This window comes from Hymenobacter fastidiosus, assembly GCF_039539565.1.
Taxonomy (GTDB): Bacteria; Bacteroidota; Bacteroidia; order Cytophagales; family Hymenobacteraceae; genus Hymenobacter; species Hymenobacter fastidiosus.
Genome location: NZ_BAABDJ010000006.1, coordinates 314,572 through 335,378, shown reverse-complemented (window position 1 = coordinate 335,378; position 20,807 = coordinate 314,572). Strand labels below are relative to the sequence as shown.

11 protein-coding genes and 1 tRNA gene are annotated in these 20,807 nt (G+C 64.3%); 6 read left to right on the top strand and 6 right to left on the bottom strand.

What is annotated here, in order from left to right:
- Positions 1 to 5,345: beta strand repeat-containing protein (locus ABD833_RS04935; RefSeq protein ID WP_345071368.1), on the bottom strand; the 5,345-nt coding region annotated here is incomplete at its 3' end.
- Positions 5,346 to 5,516: 171 nt separating this feature from the next.
- Here ABD833_RS04935 and ABD833_RS04930 point away from each other — a divergent pair.
- On the top strand, positions 5,517 to 6,149 hold the full coding sequence (locus ABD833_RS04930) for a response regulator (RefSeq protein WP_345071366.1): 633 nt from the start codon (positions 5,517 to 5,519) through the stop codon (positions 6,147 to 6,149).
- Positions 6,150 to 6,398: 249 nt separating this feature from the next.
- Here ABD833_RS04930 and ABD833_RS04925 read toward each other — a convergent pair whose 3' ends face one another.
- A complete protein-coding gene (locus ABD833_RS04925; protein WP_345071364.1) occupies positions 6,399 to 9,491 on the bottom strand; it encodes a sensor histidine kinase in 3,093 nt (1,030 codons plus the stop codon).
- A 503-nt stretch (positions 9,492 to 9,994) separates the two neighbouring features.
- Here ABD833_RS04925 and ABD833_RS04920 point away from each other — a divergent pair.
- The gene (locus ABD833_RS04920; RefSeq protein WP_345071363.1) at positions 9,995 to 10,966 is read left to right on the top strand and encodes an IS30 family transposase; all 972 of its coding nucleotides are present in this window, start codon (positions 9,995 to 9,997) and stop codon (positions 10,964 to 10,966) included.
- A gap of 49 nt (positions 10,967 to 11,015) precedes the next feature.
- Here ABD833_RS04920 and ABD833_RS04915 read toward each other — a convergent pair whose 3' ends face one another.
- A complete protein-coding gene (locus ABD833_RS04915) occupies positions 11,016 to 11,714 on the bottom strand; it encodes a LytR/AlgR family response regulator transcription factor (RefSeq protein ID WP_345071362.1) in 699 nt (232 codons plus the stop codon).
- Positions 11,711 to 13,393, bottom strand: coding sequence for a histidine kinase (locus ABD833_RS04910; RefSeq protein WP_345071361.1), 1,683 nt, complete (start codon positions 13,391 to 13,393; stop codon positions 11,711 to 11,713). Before ABD833_RS04910 ends, ABD833_RS04915 begins: the two co-directional genes overlap by 4 nt.
- A 110-nt stretch (positions 13,394 to 13,503) precedes the next feature.
- Here ABD833_RS04910 and ABD833_RS04905 point away from each other — a divergent pair, with 110 nt between their 5' ends.
- From ABD833_RS04905 to ABD833_RS04890, 4 genes are all read left to right on the top strand, one after another.
- On the top strand, positions 13,504 to 15,912 hold the full coding sequence (locus ABD833_RS04905; protein ID WP_345071360.1) for a TonB-dependent receptor: 2,409 nt from the start codon (positions 13,504 to 13,506) through the stop codon (positions 15,910 to 15,912).
- 79 nt (positions 15,913 to 15,991) lie between these two features.
- On the top strand, positions 15,992 to 16,969 hold the full coding sequence (locus ABD833_RS04900; RefSeq protein ID WP_345071359.1) for an alpha/beta fold hydrolase: 978 nt from the start codon (positions 15,992 to 15,994) through the stop codon (positions 16,967 to 16,969).
- Between the two features lie 84 nt (positions 16,970 to 17,053).
- Positions 17,054 to 18,112 carry a serine hydrolase domain-containing protein gene (locus tag ABD833_RS04895; RefSeq protein ID WP_345071358.1) on the top strand — a complete coding sequence of 353 codons (1,059 nt, stop codon included), beginning with the start codon at positions 17,054 to 17,056 and terminating at the stop codon, positions 18,110 to 18,112.
- 15 nt (positions 18,113 to 18,127) lie between these two features.
- Positions 18,128 to 18,526 carry a tetratricopeptide repeat protein gene (locus tag ABD833_RS04890; protein ID WP_345071356.1) on the top strand — a complete coding sequence of 133 codons (399 nt, stop codon included), beginning with the start codon at positions 18,128 to 18,130 and terminating at the stop codon, positions 18,524 to 18,526.
- Between the two features lie 664 nt (positions 18,527 to 19,190).
- On the opposite strand, the gene ABD833_RS04885 is transcribed toward ABD833_RS04890, so the two are convergent.
- Positions 19,191 to 20,489, bottom strand: a complete 1,299-nt coding sequence (locus tag ABD833_RS04885) for a site-specific integrase (protein ID WP_345071355.1) — start codon at positions 20,487 to 20,489, stop codon at positions 19,191 to 19,193.
- A 128-nt stretch (positions 20,490 to 20,617) separates the two neighbouring features.
- Positions 20,618 to 20,691, bottom strand: a tRNA-Arg gene (locus ABD833_RS04880).
- Positions 20,692 to 20,807: the final 116 nt, after the last annotated feature.

Sequence of the window (20,807 nt, the reverse complement as noted above, 5' to 3'; positions counted from 1 at the left end):
GTCACGGGGTTGGCCCCGCGGTTGGCGCAGGTAAAGCTGCTGGGCGACACGCTCAGCCCGCCGCCGGTCGCGAAGCCACAGTCCGCGGTGGAGCCGTTATTCACCATGGCCGCCGTGATGGTAGCGTTGCCGGTGGCATCGAGCTGCACCGTGGCGGCCTGGGCAAGGGCCACCGGGGCCGCGCACACGGTGAAGGCCACCCCGTTGCTGGTACCGCCGGGCGTGGTGATGGTTACGTTGCCGCTGGTGGCGCCCGCCGGCACGGTGGCCGTGGCCGTGGTGGCATTCGTCACGCTGAAGGTGATGGCGGCCGTGCCGTTGAAGCTCACGCCCGTGGCCCCGGTGAAGTTAGTGCCCGTGAGCGTGATGCTCGTGCCCGCCGGACCGCTCGTGAGCGAGAGGCTCGTGAGCCCCGGCGCGGATGACTGGTTGAGCCGCACGCTCACCGTGTTGGGGTTCTGGTTGGCCGTGAGCAGGTCCAGGTCGCCGTCGCCGTCCACGTCGCCCAGCGCCACACTGACCGGGGTAGCGCCCACGGCGGGGTCGGAGCCACCGCTGAAGTTGCCGCTGCCGTCGTTGAGGCGCACGCTCACCGTGCTGGCGCCGGAGTTGGCCGTGAGCAGGTCCAGGTCGCCGTCGCCGTCCACGTCGCCCATCACCACGCTGAACGGGCGACTGCCCACGGCGGAGTCGGAGCCGCCGCTGAAGTTGCCGTTGCCGTTGTTGAGCCGCACACTCACCGTATTGCCAGGCACGAAACTGGTGCCGGTGTTGGCCGTGAGCAGGTCCAGGTCGCCGTCGCCGTCCACGTCGCCCAGCGCCACGCTGACCGGGCGACTGCCCACGGCGGGGTCGGAGCCGCCGCTGAAGTTGCCGCTGCCGTCGTTGAGCCGCACACTCACCGTGTTGGCGTTGGAGTTGGCCGTGAGCAGGTCCAGGTCGCCGTCGCCGTTCACGTCGCCCACCGCCACGCTGGCCGGGTTAAAGCCCACGGCGGGGTTGCTGCCGCCCGTGAAGTTGCCCGTGCCGTCGTTGAGGCGCACACTCACCGTGTTGGCGCCCAAGCCGAAGTTGGTCGTAAGCAGGTCCAGGTCGCCGTCGCCGTCCACATCGCCCACCGCCACGCTGTACGGGCCAGCGCCCACGGCGGGGTCGGAGCCGCCGCTGAAGCCGCCGCTGCCGTTGTTGAGGCGCACACTCACCGTGTTGGCGCCCAAGCCGAAGTTGGCCGTAAGCAGGTCCAGGTCGCCGTCGCCGTCCACGTCGCCCAGCGCCACGCTGATCGGGCGACTGCCCACGGCGGGGTTGCTGCCGCCCGTGAAGCCGCCGCTGCCATCGTTGAGCCGCACGCTCACCGTATTGCTGCCGTTATTGGCCGTGAGCAGGTCCAGGTCGCCGTCGCCGTCCACGTCGCCCACCGCTACGCTCTGCGGGGTAACGCCCACGGCCGGGTCGGCGCCGCCGCTGAACACGCCCGAGCCGCCCGTGACGGCCGTGGTGAACTGCAGCACCCGCGCCGTGGCCAGGCTGCCGCCCGCCGCGGCCGTGGCCGCCGTGGTGATGGTGGCCTGCACCGTCTCGCCCGGCCGAAAGGCATACGTGGGCACAAAGCTCACCGTGCTGCCGCTCGCCGTGGTGGTGCCGCTACTGGCCGTGCGCAGCCCGCCGCGCTGGGCGCTGAATACTTTGAGCGCCGCCGTGCTGCCGTTGGTAATGGCCTGGCTAAAGGTGGCCGACACCGGCCCGGCCGGCGCCGCCGCCCGCGCGTTGGCCACCGGGCTGGTGGCAGTGATGGTCAGCGACGGCACCACCGTAACCGTGAAGGCCACCCCGGTGCTGGTACCGAACGGCGTAATAATGGTCACGTTGCCGCTGGTGGCCCCCGCCGGCACGGTGGCCGTGGCGGTGGTGGCATTCGTCACCGAGAAGGTGCCGGCCGCCGTGCCGGTGAAGCTCACGCCCGTGGCCCCGGTGAAGCCCGTGCCCGTGAGCGTCACGCTCGTGCCCACCGGCCCGCTCGTGGGCGAGAGGCTGCTGATGACCGGCGCGGATGCCTGGTTGAGCCGCACGCTCACCGTGTTGCTGTTGACGTTGGCCGTGAGCAGGTCCAGGTCCCCGTCGCCGTCCACGTCGCCCAAAGCCACGCTATACGGATTAGCGCCTACGGCGGGGTTGGCGTTGGTGGCCGGGGCCGTGAAGTTGCCCGTGCCGTCGTTGAGGCGTACGCTCACCGTGTTGCTGCCTATGCCGGAGTTAGCCGTGAGCAGGTCCAGGTCGCCGTCGCCGTCCACGTCGCCCAGCGCCACGTTATACGGCTCCCCCCCCACAGCGGGGTTGGGGTTGGTGGCCGGGGCCGTGAAGTTGCCCGTGCCGTCGTTGAGGCGCACGCTCACCGTGTTGGCGCCGATGTTAGCCGTGAGCAGGTCCAGGTCGCCGTCGCCGTCCACATCGCCCACCACCACACTCCGGGGGCCAGCGCCCACGGCGGGCTCTGGGTTGACGGCCGGGGCCGTGAAGTTGCCCGTGCCGTCGTTGAGCCGCACGCTCACCGTGTTGGCGTCAAGGTTGGCCGTGAGCAGGTCCAGGTCGCCGTCGCCGTCCACGTCGCCCAAAGCCACGCTTAACGGACGATTGCCCACCACGGGGTTGGGGTTAGTGGCCGGGGCTGTGAAACTGCCCGTGCCGTTGTTGAGCCGTACGCTCACCGTGAAGGTGCCGGAGCCAACGCTGGTCGTGAGCAGGTCCAGGTCGCCGTCGCCGTCCACATCACCCACCGCCACGCTGGTCGGGAAGGCACCCACGGCGGGGTTGGCGTTGGTGGCCGGGGCCGTGAAGCTGCCCGTGCCGTCGTTGAGGCGCACACTCACCGTGCTGCTACCAGAGTTGGCCGTGAGCAGGTCCAGGTCGCCGTCGCCGTCCACGTCGCCCAACACCACGCTCTGCGGGGTGTTGCCCACAGCGGGGTTGGGGTTAATGGCCGGGGCCGTGAAGCTGCCCGCGCCGTCGTTGAGCCGTACGCTCACCGTGCCGATGCTATTGTAGTTGGCGGTGAGCAGGTCCAGGTCCCCGTCACCGTCCACGTCGCCCACCGCCACGCTGAATGGGTTAGCGCCCACGGCGGGGTTGGGGTTGGTGGCCGGGGCTACGAAGCTGCCCGGCCCCGTGCCGCCGGTGGCCACCGTGAACTGGTGGACGTGCCCACGGGCCAGGGTAGCGCCGGTGGTGGCCGTGGCGGCGGTGGTGGTGGTCACCAGCAGCGTCTCGCCGGGCCGGAAGTTATTCGTTGGGGTGAAGGTGATGGTGTTGCCGCTCACGCTGGCCGCCCCGCCCTGGGTGCCAAACAGCCGCCCGCCCCGCTGCTGGCTGAACACGCGCACCGCCTGCTGGGTGGCGGCCGTGTTCTGCATCTGTTGATTAAAGGTCACGGCTACGGGGGCAGCGGCCGCCGCGTTGCGCAGGTTGCGCGTGGGCGAGAGGCTAGTAATGGTCGACGAAATCACCGTGAAGCTCACCCCGTTGCTGGTGCCGCTGGGCGTGGTAATGGTCACGTTACCATTGGCCGCGCCCGCCGGCACGGTGGCCGTGGCTGTAGTGGCGCTCGTTACGCTGAAAGTGCCGGCCGCCGTGCCGTTGAAGCTCACGCCAGTGGCCCCGATGAAGTTGGTGCCGGTCAGCGTCACGCTCGTGCCCACCGGCCCGCTCGTGGGCGAAAGGCTCGGGAGGGTAGGCCCAGGCTGGTTCAGCCGTACGCTCACCGTATTGCTGCCTATGCCGATATAGTTGGCCGCCAGCAGGTCGAGGTCGCCGTCGCCGTCCACGTCGCCCAGCGCCACGCTCTGCGGGTTGTTGCCTACGGCGGGGTCGGGGTTGGTGGCCGGGGCCGTGAAGTTGCCCGTCCCGTCGTTGAGGCGCACACTCACATTGTCGCTGCTGGCGTTGGCCGTGAGCAGGTCCAGGTCGCCGTCGCCGTCCACGTCGCCCAGCGCCACGCTCTGCGGGCTGTCGCCCACGGCGGGGTCGGGGTTGGTGGCCGGGGCCACGAAGCTGCCCGACCCGTTGTTGAGCCGTACGCTCACCGACCTGCTGCCGACGCTGGCCGCCAGCAGGTCGAGGTCGCCGTCGCCGTCCACGTCGCCCACTGCCACGCTCTGCGGGCCATTACCCACGACGGGGTTGGGGTTGGTGGCCGGGGCCGTGAAGTTGCCCGTGCCGTCGTTGAGCCGTACGCTCACCGTGGAGTTGCCTTGGTTGGCCGTTAGCAGGTCCAGGTCGCCGTCGCCGTCCACATCGCCCAGCGCCACGCTGATGGGGGCAGTGCCCACGACGGGGTTGGGGTTGGTAGCCGGGACCGTGAAGCTGCCCGCCCCATTGTTGAGCCGTACGCTCACCGTGGTGCCAGGCGAGGTGAAGGTGCCGAAGTTGGCCGTGAGCAGGTCCAGGTCGCCGTCGCCGTCCACGTCGCCCACCGCCACGCTGGTCGGGTTGTTGCCCACGGCGGGTTCGGGGTTGGTGGCCGGGGCCGTGAAGCTGCCCGTGCCATCGTTGAGGCGCACGCTCACCGTGCTGCTACCAGAGTTGGCCGTGAGCAAGTCCAGGTCGCCGTCGCCGTCCACGTCGCCCAAAGCCACGCTCTGCGGGTTGTTGCCCACGGCGGGGTCGGGGTTGGTGGCCGGGGCCGTGAAGTTGCCCGTGCCGTCGTTGAGCCGTACGCTCACCGTGCTGGCGAATTGATTAGCCGTGAGCAGGTCCAGGTCGCCGTCGCCGTCCACATCACCCACCGCCACGCTGGCCGGGCCAGCGCCCACGGCGGGGTTGGGGTTGGTGGCCGGGGCCACGAAGCTGCCCGGCCCCGTGCCGCCAGTGGCCACCGTGAACTGGTGCACCTGCCCGCGGGCCAGGGTGGTCCCGCCGGTGGCCATGGCGGCGGCCGTGGTGGTCACCAGCAGCGTCTCGCCGGGCCGGAAGTTGGCGGTGGGGTTGAAGGTGATGGTGTTGCCGCTCACGCTGGCCGCCCCGCCCTGGGTGCCAAACAGCCGCCCGCCCCGCTGCTGGCTGAACACGCGCACCGCCTGCTGGGTGGCGGCCGTGCTCTGCATCGGCTGGTTGAACGTCACGGCCACGGGGGCAGCGGCCGCCGCGTTGCGCAGGTTGCGCGTGGGCGACAGGCTGGTGATAGCCAGCGGCGACGGCATCGCAACCGTGAAGGCAACCGGGTTGCTGGTACCGGTGAGCCCGGGGGCCTGGGCGAAAGCCGGGGACAGCAGGCCCCCTGTCGCGGCCAGCAGCACGGCCAGAAACAGAATGCGGCGGCAAACCCGCGGCAGGACAGTTGGGGTTGGTTTCATAAGAAAGGGGGGCGAAAATATGAAGACCTGTTGCCGGCCAATGGGTACTACCCACCGGGGTTGCAGGTAGTAAAAATATCTAACATGGTTTAATATTCAATAAACTATATACCCCTATTTAAGGGAGGGCCCGGCGGCGGCGGCGACGGGAGGCTTTGCGTACTTTGGGCTATGAACTCGCTCAACCTGGCCCTGGTCGAAGACGACCCCGAAGTCCGCGGACTGCTCAGCAACTACCTCAGCCGGCAGCCCGACCTGAACCTGGTGCTGGTGTGCGCGTCAGCCGAGCAGTTTCTGGCCGAGCTGCCCGACGCGCTGCCCCCCGACGTGGTACTGCTCGACCTCGGCCTGCCCGGCATGAGTGGGCTGGAGGCGCTGCCCCTCATCAAGCAGCGCCTGCCGCGGACCGATGTCATCGTCCAGACCGTGTTCGAGGACCCCGACCGCATCTACCTGGCCCTGAGCCGGGGCGCGAGCGGCTACCTGCTCAAAAGCACGCCCCTGGCCCAGATGCCGCAGGCCATCCGGGAAGTCGCCAACGGCGGCTCGACCCTCAGCCCGTCGGTGGCGCGGCGGGTGCTGGCGCACTTCAAGCCGGCCCCCAGCCAGCACCCCGCCGGCCTCTCCCCGCGCGAGCAGCAGGTATTCGAAGCCCTAGTGGACGGCTTGGCGGACAAGGAAATTGCCCGGCGCCTCGACCTGGGCCTGGAAACGGTGCACACCTACGTTAAAAACGTGTACCACAAGCTGCACGTCAGCGGCCGCATTGAGCTATTGAGCCGGGCGGCACGCGGGCAGCTGTAAAGAAGTGATTTACAGAATCAGGGCTTACGTAAAATCGGATTCGCCAAGCCCCGTCGGGGCGGCAGGCCGGTAGTAACCGCTTGCAATAGAACGACAACGGCCCCATCGGGGCGGCACTCGGCTGCTGTTCTGGCAGGTGCCGCCCCGCGGGGGCTTCGTTCTTGACTGGCAAGGTTTTACTGGCGATATATGCCCCGCCGGGGCTAACAAAGCGCGTATCTGCGTAAGCCCTAAGAATTTGGTGCCCCCTTACCCCAGGGTCACCAGCACGTGGTAGCCGGGGCGGCCGTCGGGGTGGGGACCAGTGCGCAGGTCGGCGCCCAGGGCCTTGGCGCGGTGGGCCATGTTGCGCAGGCCCATGCCGCTGGGGTGGGCGGAGCTGCTTCGGCTGCTTTGGCCGTTGTCGCCCACTTCCAGCACCAGTTTGCCCTGGCGGCGACCCAGGTGCACGCTGATCTGGGTGGCGGTCGGGGCGTGCCGGGCAGTATTGGTTACCGCTTCTTTAAAAATAAGGAACAAATGCTGGCGCGCGCTGGCCGGCAGCACGGTGGTTTCGCTGAGCCCGGCCTGCGTGAAGGTGGCCTCCAGGCCGGCCGCGGTGGCAGTTTGGTCGAGGTGTTCGCGCATGCGGTCCAGGAGCGCGGCCACCGAATCGGCCCGGGAATCGATGCCCCAGACCACGTCGCGCATGGTTTGGACGGCCGCCCGGCTGTTGTAGAGCAACCGGTCGAGGGCGTGGCGGGGGTCGAAGCGGCCCGCCCCGTCGTCGGGCCCGGGCAGGTAATGCTCGCGCAGGACCTCGGCCAGCATGGTGACCCGGGTCAGCAAGGCGCCTACCTCATCATGCAGATTGGCGGCCAGCTCCGCCCGCCGGTGCGCTTCGCGGAGTACGCGGCGGAGCCGCAGGCGGTGCGCGCCGTAGCCCAGGCCCAGCAGCACTCCGGCTACCAGCACCCACAGCAGCGGCCATTGCCACCAGTGGGCTTCCACGTGGAGCGGAACGCGCAGGTGGTTACCCGCCTGCTGGCCGCCCGCGGTTTCGGCCCGGATTTCCACCGTGTAATCACCGGGAGCCAGGCCGCGCAGCACCAGCCGCCGCGGTGTGTTCAGCCAGACCGTGGGCACCGCTTCGGCCGCGTAGTGCAGGCGGTAAGCGTAGCGCACGAGGCCGGGGGCGAAATAATCCGTCAGGGCCAGGCGCAGCTCCACGAAGGCAGTGGGGCCGGCCGCCAGCGTGAACCGTTCGCGGGGCGTGCCGGTGAGGTATCGCACGGCTTCGTCAGCCCCGTCCGGGGTGCCCAGGGCGGTGAGCAGCAGCCGCGGCGGGCGGGATAAGGTCACCGCCGCCCCGCGCCCCGGCCGCACGCGGTACACGCCCCGTACCCCGCCAAACCACAGCGTGCCGTCGGCATCGGCGAAGGCCGACCGGCGGTTCAGCTCGGGGTCCTCAAAGCCTTCGGCTTCGCCAAAAACCGAAAGCCGGCCACTGCCCGGGGCGTAATGCACCAGCCCGGCATAGGTGCCCACCCATACGTCGCCCGCGCGGTCCGGCAGCACGGTGGCAATGCTGTGGCTCGGCAACCCCGCGCCCACGCTGAGCCGGCGCACCACGCCCGCGTGGGCATCCACCAGCAGCAGGCCCTGGTCGCGGGTGCCGACCCACACGCGACCGGGGCCGGCCGCCGCCACGCAGGTGAGGGCGTCGGTGGGCAGTCGGCGCCCGGCCGGGGCGTCCACCCCATAGGCGCGCAGCCGGGCCGGCTGGTCGGGGGGCAGCCAGAACAGGCCGCCGTTGGTACTTATCCACAGGGCCCCGGTGGCCGGGTCTTCGGCCAGACCCGTGACGTCGAGTTTGTGCAAGGGCCAGTTGGCGCGCTCGTCGGCGACCCGCCGCAGGGAGGCTAAGTCGGCACTGACGCGGAACAAGCCCGTTTGCCCGCCTACCCAGAGCCGGCCGGCGCGGTCCCGGAGCAACGCGTAAGCGCGGGCCGGCCCATTCGTTTCGCGCCGCCAGGGTATCATCGGCCCCTGCGCTAAATTGCTGATGTGGCCCGTCGTCAGGTCGAGGTGCGCCACGCCCCAGAGCTCGTCGGCCAGCACGGCGAAACGGCCCGTGGGAGCCGCGAAAATGCCGTCGAATACGCCGTCGTACGGCTCCTTCTGAAGCGACTGCCAGATGCGGAACGGCCGCAGGGGAGCCGTGGGCGAGTCGGCCGCCTGCGTGAAGGAACCACCGTAGGTTGAAACGAAAAGCCGGCCGTCCGGCAGGCGGGTGATGAGCCGGGCGCTGCCCACCGGGGCCCCGCCGGCCCGTAGCACCGGCTCCACTACCTGGCGCACCTGCCGCTGCTTGTAGCAGCCGCGATAGGTACGGTCGAAGCGCCACCACACGCCGTAGGCGTCGCGCTCCAGCGTGTAGCTGCGCGTTTCGGGCTCGCCGGAAGGGGCGACCACCAGCGCCGTCGTCAGACGCGGGCGCGCCCCGCGCACCCCCGCCACGTGCAGCCACTGCCCGGCCACCACGGCGTCGAGGGTGCTGTCGCTGACGTAGGGCTGGTTGGTCAGTTCGGGCAGGAGTCGCGGCCACCGACAGAGGGCCCGCAGGCGGTAAGCCGGGTCGAGCACAAACATGCCCTGGCGACCAAAAAACCGCTGCGGCCGCGTGCCCGGCACCGGCAGCAGCTGCGCCGGCACCCGAAATTGCCGCCGCACCGCGCCGTTGGGTGCCAAGTGGTAGAGCACGGGCCGGTCGCTGGCCAGCCAAACGCCGTCGCCCCCCGTTTCGGCCGTAAAATAGAAGGCGGTTTCGGCCACCCGGCTGACCGGGAAAAGCGGGGCCCGCGGGCGTATGGCGGCAAACACCGCCACGGTCCCCACCCCGTAGCCGACCCAGAGGTGGTCACTGCGCGGGTGGTGCAGCAGGGTTATCACTTTGGGGCGTTCGTCGGGGCGCAATGGTATTGGCACCACCAGCAGCCGTCCGGTGGTGGGGTCGAAGCGGGAAAGGCCCGACTCGGCCCCTATCCACAGCCGGCCCGCCCGGTCGAGGGCCAGCGCCGACACCGCCTCCACCTTTAGGCGCGGCCCCCGGCGCACCAGGCTTTTCAGGGGCACGATTTCGTTGCCGTCGTAGCGGTACACGCCCTCGTCGGTAGCCACCCACCGGAACCCCGCGGCATCCGTCACCATCTGCTGAATCAGGAGCGAGCTCAGCACGGGGTCGCGCTGCCAGCCGGGCCCTTCCGTCGCGCTGGCCGCCAGGCTGCTCACCACCAGCAGCAGTCCCAGCAACCAGGCCCTGGTTCCAATGCTGCTGAGCCGGAGCGAGAACACTGGAAACATGTTCACTTGGGGTAAGCGGATGAAAGGTTAGATTTAGAGCGGTTCTCCGCTTAGTGTACGTCCCGGTCGGCTGGCTTTTTCGGCCAGCCGACCGGAAAGACGGCATGTACACCAACCGGAGAATCGCTCAAAGCGCAAATATATTATTATTCCAAAGTAAAATAAAATTTAACCGCTATAACTCGAAACCGCTTTATCCGAAAATTTATACCTTCCTTCTTCTGTACAAGTTGGCAGGCAGGTGAAGTTGGCGGAAACGCAAGTCCAGGCCAGCCAAGGCCAATAGAAACGGTGTAGAAAACCTGTTCAGCCCTCAGAGTACGGGAAAGGCCATCTCCGGGATGAGCACCCTGTACTTGGGCCCTCTTGGATTCCAAAATGAAATGCAACAAATGTATCTGTGGCCAAAAATAGCACATTACCCAGAACGTCAGCGGGGAGTCACCTCCCCGCTGATTCCGGACAAGGTGGTATGTTTGCCACAATCGCCAAACTGTTGCCCCATGCCCCACCTAACCCTTAGCCAAAGATATCAAATTGGGAGCCTGCGCCATCTCAAGCCCGCCGAGATTGCCCGTAGAATCGGCAAAGACCGCTCGGTCGTCACGCGCGAGCTGGCCCGTAATGGCCCCACCCGCCACGCCTACCAGCCGCAGACGGCCCACAAACGGGCAGCCCAACGCAAAAGAGCCAATGCCCTGAAAATGACACCGGCCCTCACGGCCACTATTACCGAAGGCCTGGCCCAGCAGTGGTCGCCCGACCAGATAAAAGGCCGCTGCCAGCAGCAGGGGCAGCCCATGCTCAGCCGGGCGGCCATTTATGCCCACATCTGGCGCGACCAGCGGCAGGGCGGCCAGTTGTACAAAGACGTACGCCATGCCAATCGCCCCTATCGCAAACGCTCTGGCAAACCCGATGGGCGCGGCAAAGCAGCCCGCCGGGCGGCTAAACCCAGTATCGACCAGCGGCCGGCGGTGGTCGCGGAAAAGAGTCGTTTCGGCGACTGGGAACTCGACACGGTGCTGGGTCCCCAGCAAAAAGGCGTCCTGGTGACGATAACCGAACGCAGCAGCAACTATCTGCTCATGCAGCGGGTAGACGATAAATCCGCTGCCCAGACCCGTCAGGCGATTATTGACAGCCTAAGCCAAAGCGGCTTGCCCGTCCACACGCTCACGTCGGATAACGGCACTGAGTTCGCCGACTATGAGCGCATCGCCAAAGCGTTAAAAACGTCTTTCTACTTTGCCCACCCCTACCATGCCTGGGAACGGGGAGCCAACGAGCACAACAATAAACTCATCCGCCAGTACCTGCCTAAAAAGCAAGACTTTTCCCAGATGAGCCCCCAACAGATACTAACCTACCAGGAGCGCATCAACGACCGGCCCAGAAAGAAATTGAACTATGCCACGCCCAATGAACGCCTGAAATCCCTCTTTTCAACCCAATTTGTTGCATTTCAAACGTGAACCTGCGGGTAGACTTCTGATGCGGCTATTATTACGGTGCCAGACCCCTTCACAGCAATTTGCTTCGTAGCTCTTTGTAGCGTGAGCGGCCAATCGGAATCAGCTCGCCGTTCTTTAACAGTAGCTGGTAGCTGCTGCCTTCCTGCACGATGATTTTCTCCGCCTGCGTAATGGGGACGATGTAGGATTTGTGGATGCGTTCAAAAGAGCTGGGCAGCAGCTGTTCCAGCTTTTCCAGCGACTTGTCATGTAACTCCTTTTTTCCGTTTTGCAGGTGTAATTCGGTGTAGATGCCGGCCCCCTTGATGTAGCGCAGGTCCTGGATATCAATCAGCACGATGTTACCTTGCTTCTTTACCGCCAGGTATTTCAGCCCGCTTTCTTGTTTTTTGACGGTGGCGGCCACCCGCGCAAAGGCCTGGTTCAGGCGTTCTTCGGCGAAGGGCTTGGGCACGAAATCCAGCACGCCGTGGGCAAAGGCGGTGATGGCCTTTTCGGCGTAGGCGGAAATGATGATGGTGTGGAAGGCCCCGGCGCTGACGCTTTCGAGCAGGCCGAAGCCGTCGTTGCCGTTCAGGTTGAGGTCAAGCAGCAGCAGGTCGGGCGGGGTGGTTTCCAGGGCGTGCAGGCCTTGCGTAATCGAGTCGCAGCTGGTCAGGTGCTCCAGCGCCGGGCCGAAGTAGGCGCGGGCCATGCGCTCGATGCGCCGGGCGATGCGGGCTTCGTCTTCGACGATGACTATCCTCATGATGCGACTGGGGCGATGGTGATGGAGGTGAGCCAGCCCTCGGGCACGGCGGCGGAGTGAAACGTCCAGCCCGCGCCGTAGCTTTCCTGGAGGCGGGCGGCAATGTAGCGGAAGCCCGTGCCGCTGCCCGCTTTGCCACCTTTTTCGGCGGGCCGGGGCTGGGCGCGGGTGAGCAACTGGTACTTCTTCTGCTGGCCGGTGCGCTCGAAGCTGAGCTGGAAGCGGATGCGGCCATCGGCCGGGGGCAGGCTGTGGGTGATGCCGTTTTCGAGGATGGTGTGGAAAATGGCGGGCGGAATAAGGTCGTCGGGCTCGATGCCGGTTTGCTCCAGCTCGTAGCTGATTTCCTTGCGGAACTGCATCACGCGCAAATGATTCTGGCACAGCTCAATCTCCTGGCGCACCGGAATCAGGGTGGCCTCCGCCATACCGTTGAGCAAGTCGAACTCGCGGGCCAGGGCCTGGATGAAGACTACGCTCTGCGCGGGCGACTCCTCGACCCAATCGAGCAGCGAGGTGAGCGTGTTTTTGATGAAGTGGGGCTGGATGTTTTTCTTGAGCAGCTCCAGCTTCAGCCGCGACGAGAGCAGCAGCGCGGCCTGGCGCTCGTTTTCCGTGGCCCGCACCCGAATGGCGTGCAGGTAGAGCATACAGAGCACGAGGATGGTGAAGGCGATGTACAGGCTGAAATCAAATTCCAGGAAATAATGACTCACCGCGCTGGCCAGCAAGCCGGTCAGGACCAGGACGCTGCCGGGGGCCCGCTGCCAAACGGCCCACAGCACAAGCAGCAGCGCGGCCACCCACGCGGCCTGGCTCAGGCGGAGCGCGGTCAGGTCGTACTCGTGGTAATGAACGAGGTAAATACCACCCAGCACGGCGAACAGCGCGCCGGCAAGTAGGCCCTTTTTCTTTATCTCGAACTGGATGGCGAAATACAGGGGCACCAGCCCGGCAATGGCAAAGGTGAGCAGGCCAATGATTTCCAGGCGCACGTAGAAGCGCGGGTAGGGGATGTCAACATAAAACTTGGCGTATTCCACCATCAGCAGCGCGAAGCAGAGGGCGCAAATGAGGCTAAATACCAGGCTGCCAAACTCCTTCCGGCTGCTGTTGAGGAAGAGAAACAGGTAGTAGGCGGCGGCGATTAGCAGGGCCCCGGCCATCAGGTTCACGAAGGCCAGCAGCAGCAGCGGGTCGCGCAAGAGGCGCGGGTAGCTGCCCAGCACCAACTGAGAGGTGCGCCGGTCGTGCCCTAGATGGACCTGCGTGGCCCGGAGCGCCACCAGGTGCGGGCCGGGGGCGGCCAGCGAATCGGGCACGAGGTAGGTGCTGGCGGCAGTGCCGGGCACTTCGGCCCGCGCCGGGCCGGCGGGCCGGCCGTTGTGCCCGATGCGGGTGCCGTCCCAGTACACCTCGAAGCTGCCGAAGGCATTTACCCGCAACCCCAGCGGCGCGGCCGAATCCCGGTGCCGGAGCGTGACGCGGTGGCGCATCCAGAACACCTGGTTGCCAGTGAGGCCGCGCTCGGTTCGCCAGCCGGAGTCGTCGTAGCGCGGGGCCGCCCACCGCGGGTCGTCACCCGTTTGAAAAACTGCCTCGGCCGCCTCGAACGTCGTATCGGGTTGGCAGGAGGCCAACGCAAGCAGCAACAAGAGAAACAGTGGGAGCCGGCACATGAACCAAAGGTAACAAGCTCCGCAAATCAGCCGGAGCCGTTCAGCAGCCGCTAGAGCCGTTGGCATGGATTTGCTTGAAAACGCCTGGGGTACCGGCCAACCTTTGGGCCATGAAAAACATACCCGCCCTCTGCTTGTCGATTCTGCTGTGCCAGGCCGTCGCGGCCCAGCAACCCACCACCCCGGCCGCCGGCCCCGGCAGCACCGTCAGCGGCACGGTGCGGGACCGGGCTTCCGGCACCGCGGTGCCCTATGCGACGGTGAACCTGCTGGATGCGGCCGCTAAGCTGGTCGGCGGCGGCATCAGCGACGACCAGGGGGCCTTTCGGCTGGAAGGCGTGCCGGCCGGCGAGCTGACCCTGGAGGTGCGGTTCATGGGCTACCAGACGGTGAGCCAGCCGCTGCGGGTACCTGCGGCGGGCGGCAAGCTGGACGTGGGTCCGGTGCTGCTAGCGCTTGATGTGACCCAGCTGGCCGAAGTGACGGTGACGGGCGAAAAACCCGGCATCAGCCTGCAGCTCGACAAGAAGGTGTTCGAGGTGGGCAAGGACATCCTCTCGCAAAGCGGGTCGGCCAACGACGTGCTGAACGGGGTGCCGTCGGTGGCGGTGAACCCGACCGGCGGCATCAGCCTGCGCGGCAACCCCAACGTGACGGTGCTCATCAACGGCCGCCGCTCGGGTCTGACGCAAAGCAGCGGCCTGGACCAGATTCCGGCCACGCAAATCGAGCGGGTGGAGGTCATCACCAACCCCTCAGCCCGCTACGATGCCGCCGGCACCGCCGGCATCATCAACGTCATCCTCAAGAAGACCAAAAAGCCGGGCCTGGGCGGCCAGCTGCGCCTGGTAGGCGGCCTGCCCAACGATTCGCGGCTGAACGCGGGGCTGACCTATAAGTCCGGCAAGTTCAACGTATTCGCTACCGCCGGCTTTCGCCTGTCCGACTACCTGGGCCGCTACCGCACCGACCAAACCACCGGCCTAGGCAGCCGCCCGGCCGCTCTGAGCCAGCGGCAGGTGGAGTACCGGCACGACGATGGCCGGATACTCTACTTCGGCGCGGACTACGCCATCAATGAGCGCAATACCATCACGGCGGCCTTCCTGAAAAACGACACGCGGGACCGCGACCAAACGAACTTGCGGTACGAGTACGCCACCGCAGGCGGGCAGCCGGACAGCACGCGACGGCGCGACGGCGACTCGCGCGAAAACCGGAGCTACAATCAGCTCGAATTCAACTACACCCGGCTCTTCGCGCAAGCCGGCCGCAAGTACACGGCCGACGTGCAGTACGATTTCTGGAACAGCGACAAGGACTGGACCCTGACCACCCGCCGCCTCTCGCCCCAAGACGGGGCCCTGCCCGGCATCCGCACCGGCTCGGTGGGGGACAGCCGCGACCTGCGGGTGCAAACCGATTGGGTGCAGCCCCTGAGCGCGCGCGCCAAGCTGGAAGTGGGTCTGAAAGCCGAAAGCCGGCAGGTAACCAGCGACTTCCGGGCCGAAGAACAGCGCGGCGCGGAATGGGCCGTGTTCCGGGGCATCAACAACAGCTTGCGCTACGACGAGCTGATTAGCAGCGGCTACGCGCAGTTTGGCAGCAAGCTGAACAAGCTCTCGTACCTGCTGGGTTTGCGGGCCGAGCTGACCCGCATCACCCTCGCCGACCGTGCCGGCGAGTTCAACAACCGCAAGCGGTACGCCCGCCTGTTCCCCACCCTGAACCTGAGCTACCAGTTCCGCGAGGGCCTGACCAGCCAACTCAACTACAGCCGGCGCATCGACCGCCCCTCGCTGTGGCTGCTCTACCCCTTCAACGAGCTGACCGACCTCAACGCGCAATCGGTGGGCAACCCCGACCTGGACCCAGCCTACACCGACGCGCTGGAGTGGGGCTTGCTGCGGAACTGGGCCAAGGTCACGTTCAACCCGTCGGTATACTTCCAGCGCACCACCGGCTTCATCCAGACCTACACCTACCGCGACCCCACGGGCACGTTCATCAGCACGCCGGTGAACCTGCGCGGCGAAACCCGCCTGGGCCTGGAGCTGTCGGTGCTCTACAACCCGGCGAAGTGGCTGAACTTCAACACCGAGCTGAACCTGTTCCGCTTCCGCCAGCAGGGCACGTACCGGGAACAGGACTTCGGGTTTGCCGACCAAACCGTCACGGGCCGCTTCAGCACCCAACTCAAGTTGCCGGCGAGCTTCGCCGTGCAGGCGCGCTACAGCGTGACCGGGCCCCAGAACAACGCCCAGGCCCGCACCCGCGCCATCCACAACGCCGACTTGGCCCTGAGCAAAAACCTGCTGCAAAACCGCGCCACCCTCACCCTCGACGGCACCAACCTCTTCGACACCAACCAAACCCGGACCCGCACCCAGGGGCAAACCTTCGACTTCAATCAGGTCAGCAACCGCAACGCCGCCCGCTACCGGCTCAGCTTCCAGTACCGCTTCAACCTGAAGGACGGGCGGGCCATCCGGCAGGCCAAGGGCAGCAACCGGGAGTAAGCTGTTCGCGGCCTAACAACCAGCCTGCTAACGGCCAATGAGGCTGCCAGTAATTTCAACCAACAAACCGTTCCCTGTCATGAAAAAGACTTTCCTTCTCGTCCTGCTGTCAATCCTTTTTCAATTTTATGCTTGCAAAGCGCAAGGTAAAAAGGAGCTAAAATTTGTGAACATTTCGCATAAAATTGACACCCTCCTGACCCCTGAAATTGGTGGAATAAAACAGGTTCTGGAAATCAAAACGGATGATTTGAACAAGCCGGTGCTTTTGTTTTTATCGGGTGGCCCCGGAAGCTCCATGATACCTGCTGCGGACAAGTTCACCAACGTTCTAAAAAGCAAATTCACCATCGTCCAGTGGGACCAACGGGACGCAGGAAAGACCTTGGCATTAAATCCTTCACCGAACCAGCCATCCGTTGAGCAGATGGAAAATGATACGTATCAAGTAGTGCGTTTTCTGACGAAGGAATTACGCAAAGGCAAGATACACTTGTTGGGCAGTTCCTGGGGAAATGTTCTGGGGTTTTACATGGTCGAAAACCATCCCGAATTATTGCATTCCTACTTCGCCGTAAATCCCGTTATCAGCCAACTAACGAGTGAAAAGGAATTGCTTGAAATTTTAAAGATTTACTTCAAAGAAACTCCGCTTGCCAGCCAGGAATTAGCGAGTGTCAATATTCCTTTTAAAAAGGACGAAGACTTATTTTATATCAGAAAATGGCTTTTTTACAAGGAAGGCAAGAAATACGCGACAAGTAATGAATTCAAAAACGGGTTTCTTAAATGGTCAGAAACCTGGTCGCCGGTGTGGAATGAAGTAATGAACATTGATTTACCGAAGAGCTTGAAGAAGGTGCGCTGCCCGATTTATTTCTTCGTTGGTAAAAACGATATTCAGACATCCACTGAAATCGCGGAGAAATATTTCAAGGACCTACAATCTCCAAGAAAAGGATTGGTTTTATTCGAAAATTCCGGACATCAAATACATAAAGACGAACCGGAGAAATTTCAAAATGCAATAATACAGGCGTTGGAAACAAAAAAATAAAGCCAGTCCCTGCATTTGCATCATCAGCACCATTTCTTTCAACAACCAGCCGCAACGTATCGCGTCGTTACAACCACCAACAGTATGAGTTTTTCCCGCTTTATCGCCCTGACCACGCTACTGGCTTCGACGTTAGGAAACGCCGTTGGGCAAGTGCGCCCCGCGCCAGTCGCGGCTTCACACCCTCAGCTGGATACCGTGGTGCAGCGGCTGGGAGCTGCCCTTATGCGGCAGCCGGGGCGGGTGGGCCTGTCCGTTGGCATCACCCGGAATGGCCGGACCTCCTTCTACCATTTCGGCACCACGGAGAAGGGCAAAAGCCAGGTGGCGACGCCGCACACCGTGTACGAAATCGGGTCCATCAGCAAGACGTTTATCAGCCTGCTGCTGGCCCACGCCGTGCTCGAAAAGCGGGTGGATCTGGATGACGACATCCGCAAATACCTGCCGGAGGCATATCCGAATCTGGCCTTTGGGAGCCAGCCGATTAGGCTGGTGCATTTGGCCAACATGACCTCCCGGCTGCCCAATAATCTGCCGGAAAACCTGTTTCAGGCGGCTAACCCGGATTCGGTGGCTTTCCGGGCGGTGAAAATCCTGCGCAGCTACGCAAAGCAGAACTTTCTGGCCGACTTGCACCAGGCCCGGCTGGATACGATTCCCGGCCTGCTGCCGCGCCATTCCAACGTAGCCACGCAGCTGCTGGCCTACATCCTGGAAAGCGTGTACCAAACCTCTTACGCCGACTTGCTGGCGCGCTACGTCAACCAGCCGCTGCACCTGGCCGGCGCGACGGACACGGGGCCAAACGCGACGGGCTACGATGGCAAGGGCCACCCGATGCCGCCGCTCACCATGGCCACGGCGCTGGCGGCCGGTGGGCTGCGCTACAGCGCGGCCGATATGGTCAAGTACCTGCAATACCAACTGGCCGCCCCGGACAAGGCCGTAACCCTGACGCAGCAGCCCGCCTGGGGCCGGCTCGATGACGAGGCCATCGGCTTCAACTGGAACCCGGACCAAATGGTGGACAGCCAGCGGCGGCTCCAGCATTCGGGCGGCACGTTTGGCTACGCCAGCTACTGTGCGCTGTACCCGGAGCGGCAATTCGGCATCGTGCTGCTTGCCAATGAGTCGGACTAGGGCACGCAAAGCAGCTTGCAAGCCACGGCCGGGCAGATTGTGGAAGCCGTTTACGGCGTGCCGCCCGCCCTGCAGGCGCTGCGCACGGCGCTGGCCGCCCGTAAATACGGCCATGCTGCCGACGTATTCGCGGTCGTGAAAAAGCAGCACCCCGAGCTACATCTGACGGAAAATTACGTGAACGTGTGGGGCTACGCGCTGCTCCGGCAGGGCCAGGCCCAACCTGCGCTGGAGATTTTCAAGCTGAACGTCAGCTTGTTTCCCAAAAGCTGGAACACCTACGACAGCCTGGCCGAAACCTACGAGAGCACCGGCAACAAGCCGCAGGCCATCGAAAACTACCGCCGCTCCCTGGCGCTGAACCCACGGAACGCCAACACCGTGGAGCGCCTCCGCAAACTCGGTACGCCGTAGAAAGCGGCGCTCCGGGCGGCGGCGGCCCTCGCTCCGCCGTGCCAACGCGCAGAATTACGCGAGCTGGGCCGGGTGGTGCGCACCGAATTCCTATTGCGCCACATGGACGACCAAGCGCGGCGCAAGCGCATTAATGACCAGCTGGGACAAGCTCGAAAGTACGCACCACTCCGCCCGGGCCGTGTTTTACGGTTAAAACGGACAAATTCCGTATGCCGGCAAGGAGAAGCAGCAACTCGCCGATGGCCGTAAACGGCTAGTGCAGACTAGGCTGTTGTGCTGAAACTGTTGGTGTTTCAATCAGTAGGTGTCTCAGGCCCCGCCAACTGAGCACTAGTCCTGGCCGAAGCCATTGCCCCCATGTCCCCGTGAACTGGCTGCATGCCAACCTGTAAGGTGAATTCAATTTTTTGAGAAAGCTGAGAAAGCATTGATAAAGCGCTTCAATTCGATTTAGACGCTTTGCTGACGGTTGGGTGGAACCCGGCCAGTACAACGCAACCCAAGTGCCATTTGAACTAAGTATTTACCCAAGGCTATATGCCAAGGCGTGGCCCCACTTCAAATGTTCACAAAAACGCCCGGCCCGGAGCAACCGGAGGACAGCGCAGCTAAGCTCCAGCCGGGCGTTTCTCTATGAATCCATAATGCTAAGCTTGCCTGTCTACGCAGCAAGTAACACCTGGCAAACTTCCGGCACGGCGGCAATGGCTGCCACTGCCTCCCCGTCCCAAATTCGCCGCATTTCCTGATGCTGGAAGTCCTCGATAATCTTGGCGTAAATCATGGTCGTCTGAATCCGGGTATGGCCCATGACCTTCTGTAGTACCTCCATTGCCATGCCCCGCAGCAGGCTTTGGGTGGCAAACGTGTGGCGCGCCGTGTGCATTGTCACCAGCTCGTGCTTGGGCACCTGCCGCTTTACCACCTCGCCTAGCTCTGTTGTTACCACTTCCACCATTTCCCGCAGCCCCGCCAGCTCACTAATCTTCTTTAGATTTCGATTCATCACCTGGTTGGCCATTACCGGCATCAGCCGTTGCCCCGTGCCCCGGTACTTATCCAATAGCGCCGAGGCCGCCGCCGTCAGGTAGATGCTCACCGACGTGCGCGTTTTGGTTTGCGTTAGCCGCAGCACCCGCGCCCCACTCCATTCGTGCAAATTCCCTTCGCGCAGCTCGGCTAGGTCCGAGTAGCGCAGTCCGGTATAGCAGCAAAATAGAAAGGCGTCCCGCGTCCGCACCAGCCCTGCCGGCAATGCCGCCGTTTCCAACAGCGTCAAGTCGGAGGCCAGCAAATACACCTTGTCCACGTCCACCCACGCCGCTTTCAGCTGCCGCACCTTCAGGGCCAGCGTCAGCCCCCGGTCCTCCCCGAGATAAGCCAGCAGGGCCTTGATGTGCTTGACAACTTTCCAGATGGAGTTTTGGGCCAGCTTCTTTTCAATCCGCAGGAAGCCCAACAGCCGGTCGTGCATGGCCACGTCATAGGCCGCCAACGTCAGCTTACCCTTTAGCTTCCCCTCGAACTGCTCCATCAGGTTGCGCGTCGTTTTTACGCCCTTCAACGTGCTGGCCCGCCGCCCCCGCGCCGCCAGGGCCAGGCGGTATTCATCAAACAACTCAATCAGGGGCAGCACCGGCATGGGCTTGGGCTTCTCAACGGGGGTGGGAGGAGCCAGGGCCGCTTTCAGGTCTTCCGGCGGGGGCTCAATACCCGAAGTGCGTAGCTGCCGGTAGGCCGCCTGCACCCGCGCCGCCAGGCTGTCCAGGTATTCGTTGGCTTCCTGAAAGCCCGGCTTGGCGCGCCGAAACTTCTGTTTGTCGGTCTGCCATTCCGAGGCCAGGCATTTTTCGCGGGTCACCAGGCGCAGGCGCTGCCCGTCGAAGTAGGCCCGCAGGTGAATGGCGCAGCGCCCGGATGCATCCGGTCGGTCGGTGCGGCGTTCGGCGTGTACCGGCACGGGGGTTGGGGGTTTAGCTAAGGTGAAGCCAGGTAGTAAAGACGGTCCGGGCCAAATGCAAAAACCCCGGAAAACCGCTTCAGTTACCTGATTAGCGACTTTCCGGGGTTTCCGGGGGTAATTACCTGTGGTCGTGTAAGGAGTCGAACCTTAAACCTTCTGATTCGTAGTCAGATGCTCTATCCAATTGAGCTACACAACCATCTTTCCCGTTTAGGAGGTGCAAAGATAGGGGCAAATAATTCAGTCATACAAGCCATAGCCCGAATTTGCCCGCAAAAACCTCCCTGAAAAGACGCAAGCAACTGAAAGTCAGTT